The following is a 4,715-nucleotide window of genomic DNA, read 5'->3' on the forward strand; positions in this document are numbered from 1 at the left end:
GTCCGCCCCGCCGCCTACCATCGGCCCCTGCACCGCGGGCACCTTGCAGACGCCCTCACTAGCGCCGCAGTCCGCAGCCGCGCTTTCGCCCCTCTTATCCATTGCGCTTGTCTTCTTACTTAGCTTTGCATCATGCGCCATGCAGCCACACAAAAGCGTCGCCGCAAAGGCCGCGATTAAAATTTTACTTCTCATCTTTACTCCTTAAATTTATTCCGCCCTAATAAGCGCAAATTTACATATCAAAAAGGCGTAAATTAACGCTTTCATTAAAACCGTGCATTCTACCGCCGCTCGGCTTAAATTTTATCTATGCGCCCGCCAAAGCCCGCTTCGGCGTAAAATTTTAAATCTCATGCGCCGCGCCCAAACAAAGCCCGAGCGCCGCAATATCCGTACGCTGTTTTACCATCGTAGCACTTGCGCCGCTTGATCGGTCAAAATTCCGCGTTTTGCTCCCAGATACGCTCTTGCGACCTCGCGTCCACCGCCGCAAGCTCGGCCAGCTTGCAAAACGCCTCCCAAATCTCCTCGCGCTCCATAGTGTCGATGCTATGCTTGGCGTCTATCGCGTTAAAAACGGCGATAAATTCTTTTAAAATTTCGGTTTTCTCGGTCTTGAGCTCATCGCTTGCAGGCTCTGCTTCGAGCGCGCTTAGCTTCTTGTGCGCGCCCGCATAAGCCCTCATCGCCTTTCTGGCAGTCGCCGCGCCCACGCCCTCTCTGCCGTCCCAGCTACGTAGCGGGTTGTTTAAATTCGCCGCCAGCCACTGCTTACTTCGCGGCTGCTTGATTACGAGGCTTTCTATATCCTTAAACTGCGCTCTAGCCGCCTCGCAAGCGCCTTTAGGCACCGACCAGAAACAAAGGCGCTTTAGATGCGGTAGTTGCGCCCTCGTCGGAAAGCGTTCAAATCCGTAAACGTCGCTAAGCCAGACGTCTTTTAGGTGTTTAAATTTAGCGAGCGCGTCGATGTTTTTTAGCGTGCCGCCCTGCGCGTTGATGAAAATTTCGCGCAAATTCGGAAAGCTCGCCGCAACGCATGTGAGATCAATGCACTCGCCGCGTTGCGAAAATATCCGTAGATCGCGCAGTTTTTCAAGCCCGCGAATGCAAAACCCGCCGCCGTTTAGCTCTAGCTGAACGCTCAAAAGCTCGCCGTCAAAGGGGCAGCGCACGCTTTTAAGCCGCGCGATATCGCCGTTTATCACGAGCCGCCACAGCGAGCCGTTTAGCGTGATCTCCTCCGTGCCGCCGGCGTGTAAGACGAGCTGCTGCAAGTGCGTACGCGAGATATCTAGGCTTTTGCCGGCACAGTTTAGCTCAAGCTGCGTCATCATCGGCGTCGCTTCTAAAAAATTTTTCAAATTTTCATCCCAAACTGCGCTTTTCATATCGTAGTAAAACGGATTTTGCCGCGCTAAATCGGCGTAGAATTCCTTGCTTTGCGGCTGTGAAATTTCAAGTTTTTGCTTACGGATGGATTTAAATTTAGCGCGAATATCCTTGGGAAGCTCGTTCCACGCAAGCTGCATATAGATCTGTTCGATATTTTGCAGGCTCACGCACTCGGGCGGTTCGCAAATCAAAGCGGCATTGCCGATAAAAACGGGCTCGGCGTCCAAAATTTCATCCACGCCGAGATAAAATTCTCCGCGCTTCCAAAAGTGATGATCGAAGTAAAACGGCTTAAGCTTAGCCGCTTCTTTTAGGTTAGGCGGCGCGCTCGTAAAGTCGTCCAAAACGAGCGCGACGAGCCCCATCTGAGCACTTAGGATCTGCGCGGTAAAATACGCGTCCCGCCTCTTAAGCTTTACGGCGAAGAGATCGCCGATTTTCGGCTCGGTCATTTCCGTCCTTTAAATTTTAATCTGTCCGCGCCCATTTGACGAGCACGGATTTTAGCGGAGCTGCGAGCTAAATTTAGCTTAAATCCGCTCCGCTACTAGGCGCTGCTTCAAATCAAAATTTCATCTGCACTCAAAGCTGCTCGCGCTATTTTCGTCTCCGCCCGCGTCGCGAAATTTACCACCGATAAATTTTATCTTCAAATGCAATCAGTCTGAATTCCTCTTTGTGGTTGCCGTTGCCGATCGTGTGGCTGTCTTGACCTGCGCCGAGGCGTAGTTTATGCAGCCTGCCGCCGTAAGTGCCGACGAATAGCACGCTGCCGTCCTCACTTAGAGCCATGGACTTTATCGTGCCGCCAAGATAGTGGCGCCAAATTTTACGCCCGTCCTTGTCGACTGCTTTGATGTAGCCGTATGCGTCGCCGAGGATGTAAAAGTCTCTTGTCGCTACGCCCGCGTAAACTCTCATCGCATCGTCGATCAGCGTGAAATTTTTCTCACCCTCTTCGTCATACGAATAAGCCTCAACCTCCAGCCCGCGCTTTAGCAGCGCCCTGTCCACGCCGATCGTGACGCCGTTGTAGAAATGGCAGGAGTTCGTGATGAGCTGCGTATCGTCCGCGCTAAATAGGCAAAAGTGCGGATATGCGCTCTGCGCGCCGATGCCGCCCAGTCGCTCGCCCTCGCTATCCATCAGGACGTGCTCATCGGTATCTTGCTCGCCCGCGACGATTAGCTCGTTGTCATTTGAGAGCGTCGCGTTTGCCATATCTATCTCGAGTTCGTCGTCGTCATCGCCCTCATCCTCGTAGATCGGATGGATAAGCTTCGAACCGCTTTGCGAGATCAAAAAAATTCCGTCATGGGCGGCCAAAAGCACCTTGCTGCCGTCGTTAAAGGGTAAAATTTCAGCCTCGTCGTAGATGATCTCAAGCTCGTGGCTAAATCTCGCCACCAGCTCGCCGCCGCTCTTGCCGTCGTAACCCCTGATCAGCCATACCTCGTCTTGATTTAGCAGGGCGTAAATTTCGTTTCGCTTGGACTTGCCCACGGCGATGACGCCCTTTGCCACTTCGCTCACGCGGTCGCCCTCCAGTAGATACAGCGTCTTGCCGTCGTCGTTTGAGGCGATAAAAAGGACGTTCTCGCCGCCAAGAGGGCAAATTTGATCGATGTCTCTTAGCTTTTTTCTCAACTTTTTATCGAAAATGACGTTTGATGGCGGAAAATCGGCTCTAAATTTTGCCGTTTCGCCGCGCTCGTTAGCCTCCTTTAGCAGCTCAAAAACCGCCTCGCAAAGCTGCGTCACACCCTCGCGCTCATCGACCGGATCTTCGCCCTTGTAGGCGTCCCAGCCGTAAACCTCCGCAAACGCCACCATATCGTTTACGGCCTTGGCGTATTTCTCGCTCTTTTCATTCCACTCTTTTTGCCACTCCGCCTTAAGCGCCTCGTAGTCCTGCTCGCGCATCTTCTCTCCTTAAGCTTAGTCTGGCCGCTTCTTTTACGGGCGGCGCGTTTTGTGAAATTTTAGCAAAAAGGGCTAAATTTAGAGATAAATTTCGGATAGAGATAAGCGGATGCGCTCTGCGGCACGACTTTAAAGCATAAGGCGAATGAACGGCAGAACAGAGTATAATTACGCGCAATTCAAACGCTTAAAGGTAAAATATGAGTAAATTTATGTCTATTCTAACGGGCTGCTTGCTTTGCTGGAACGTGGCTTTTGGCGGCGATATAACGGCGGGCTTTAGCAGAGATGATGCCAAAAACGTAGTTACGGATAGTATTTACAAACTTATGTGGCAAGACGGCAAGGATATATTTGAGGGGGCGTATGACGAAGCCGTTAAATACTGCGAAAATTTAAATTTCGCGGGTTATTCGGACTGGCGGCTGCCTAGGATAGATGAGCTGATAAGCATAACGGATAAAACTAAATTTAGCCCTGCTATAAATTCCGCTTTTAAAAACATAGCGAGCGGAGAATTTTTATGCTACCAAAGCTCTACAAAATATATCAACGACTCGTCCAGTGCGTGGGTCGTGGATTTCGTAGGCGGCAACGACGGCTGGGATAGCGTTTTTGCTCGCAGTTTCGTGCGGTGCGTGAGGCGGTATTGATTTTAAAATTTAAAGGATAGATGGATGAGAAGGTATATGGTTATTTTAGCGTTATTTTGCGGGTTCTTAAATTCAGACGTCCTAAATGCGACTTGTTATAGAGATAATGATAAAAACGTAGTGATATGCGGCGAAAGCAAACTCGGCAAGCTAATGTGGCAGGATGATAAGCGGGTTTTTATCGGCGATTGGAAGCAAGCGAAGGAGCGCTGCGAGAAGCTAAATTTCGCGGGTTATTCGGACTGGCGGCTACCGAGGGTGGATGAGCTAATAAGCATAACGGATAAAACTAAATTTAGCCCTGCTATAAATTCCGCTTTTAAATACGTAAAGTCCGATTTCTACTGGAGCTCTACAAAATTTGCCGACGGCTCGTCTCGGGCGTGGTTCGTGCATTTTAAAAACGGCTACGCAGACTGGAGCGGCATTTCCGATCGCCTCTTCGCACGGTGCGTTAGAAACGACTAATTCGGCGCCTCGCGCGGCTAAAATTTGATTTTGCCTTATTAAATTTGGGGCTAGAATTTGACTAACTACCAAATTTTAGCGCGTCGCGTCAAAGCCTACGCGCTAAATCGAAATTTTATGGTAAATTTTAAAAGCTCGTCAAAATTTGACGCAAAATTAGGCGCCGAAAGCGATTGATTTTAGCTTCATGCCTATGCGACAGCGCGCGTTTTTAGTTAGGCAAGTCGCCGTTTATCATAGCCTTCTAGGCGAACTCTTTAGCGCGCATTTCGT

5 protein-coding genes are annotated in these 4,715 nt (G+C 50.2%); 2 read left to right on the forward strand and 3 right to left on the reverse strand.

Going from position 1 to position 4,715, the window contains the following annotated elements; all coding sequences use genetic code 11:
• The 3 genes from Q0438_RS10915 to Q0438_RS10925 form a co-directional block, all read right to left on the reverse strand.
• Positions 1–195: hypothetical protein (locus Q0438_RS10915; RefSeq protein WP_299190831.1), on the reverse strand; the 195-nt coding region annotated here is incomplete at its 3' end.
• Between the two features lie 242 nt (positions 196–437).
• Positions 438–1,850, reverse strand: a complete 1,413-nt coding sequence (locus Q0438_RS10920) for a hypothetical protein (protein ID WP_299190832.1) — start codon at positions 1,848–1,850, stop codon at positions 438–440.
• Between the two features lie 175 nt (positions 1,851–2,025).
• A complete protein-coding gene (locus Q0438_RS10925; protein WP_297914031.1) occupies positions 2,026–3,321 on the reverse strand; it encodes a hypothetical protein in 1,296 nt (431 codons plus the stop codon).
• A gap of 200 nt (positions 3,322–3,521) precedes the next feature.
• Here Q0438_RS10925 and Q0438_RS10930 point away from each other — a divergent pair, with 200 nt between their 5' ends.
• On the forward strand, positions 3,522–3,974 hold the full coding sequence (locus tag Q0438_RS10930; protein ID WP_299190834.1) for a DUF1566 domain-containing protein: 453 nt from the start codon (positions 3,522–3,524) through the stop codon (positions 3,972–3,974).
• A gap of 24 nt (positions 3,975–3,998) precedes the next feature.
• On the forward strand, positions 3,999–4,442 hold the full coding sequence (locus Q0438_RS10935) for a DUF1566 domain-containing protein (protein ID WP_299190836.1): 444 nt from the start codon (positions 3,999–4,001) through the stop codon (positions 4,440–4,442).
• Positions 4,443–4,715: the final 273 nt, after the last annotated feature.

The organism is uncultured Campylobacter sp. (assembly GCF_938030785.1).
Classification (GTDB): Bacteria; Campylobacterota; Campylobacteria; order Campylobacterales; family Campylobacteraceae; genus Campylobacter_B.

What these genes read in the sequence shown, in the direction of transcription:
- Q0438_RS10920 (WP_299190832.1), bottom strand. Translation starts at nt 1,850, where the DNA reads ATGACCGAGCCGAAAATCGGCGATCTCTTCGCCGTAAAGCTTAAGAGG.
- Q0438_RS10925 (WP_297914031.1), bottom strand. Translation starts at nt 3,321, where the DNA reads ATGCGCGAGCAGGACTACGAGGCGCTTAAGGCGGAGTGGCAAAAAGAG.
- Q0438_RS10930 (WP_299190834.1), top strand. Translation starts at nt 3,522, where the DNA reads ATGAGTAAATTTATGTCTATTCTAACGGGCTGCTTGCTTTGCTGGAAC.
- Q0438_RS10935 (WP_299190836.1), top strand. Translation starts at nt 3,999, where the DNA reads ATGAGAAGGTATATGGTTATTTTAGCGTTATTTTGCGGGTTCTTAAAT.